This window comes from Cytobacillus sp. Bac17, assembly GCF_024519925.1.
Classification (GTDB): Bacteria; Bacillota; Bacilli; order Bacillales; family Cytobacillaceae; genus Cytobacillus; species Cytobacillus pseudoceanisediminis.
Genome location: NZ_JALJRC010000101.1, coordinates 1 through 438, shown reverse-complemented (window position 1 = coordinate 438; position 438 = coordinate 1). Strand labels below are relative to the sequence as shown.

1 protein-coding gene is annotated in these 438 nt (G+C 50.0%); it reads right to left on the bottom strand.

Annotation, left to right across the window (positions count from 1 at the left end; genetic code table 11):
- Positions 1-438, bottom strand: a 438-nt coding sequence (locus NR125_RS30290) for a hypothetical protein (protein ID WP_256816882.1), incomplete at both ends; no start/stop codon positions are given.

Sequence of the window (438 nt, the reverse complement as noted above, 5' to 3'; positions counted from 1 at the left end):
CCGCTTCTTTCCTCCCTTTCTCCTTTTTTCCTTTCTCTCTCCCTCCCTCTCCTCTCCCTCTTCCTCCCCCCTTCTTCCTTTTTTCTTCCCTTCCCCTTCTCTTTCTCTTCCCCTCCTCTTTCTCCTTCCCCTTTTCTTTCCCCTTTCTTCTTTTCCCCTTCTTTCCCTCCCTCCCTCCCTTCCCCCTTCTCTCCTCCCTTCTTTCCCCCCTCCCTCCCCCCTTTTTTTTCTTTCTTTCCCCTTTTCCCTTTTTTCTTCTTTTTTTCCTCTTCCTCCTCTCTTCTCTTTCCCTTTCCTCTCCCTTCTTCCCCTCCCCTTCTTCCCCCCTTCCCCTTCTTTCTCCCCTCCCTTCCCTTCCCCTCTCTCTTTCTTCCCCTCTCTTCCTCTCTTCTTTTCTTTCCCTCTTTTTCCCTTCTTTTTCTCTCTCTTTTTTCCTCT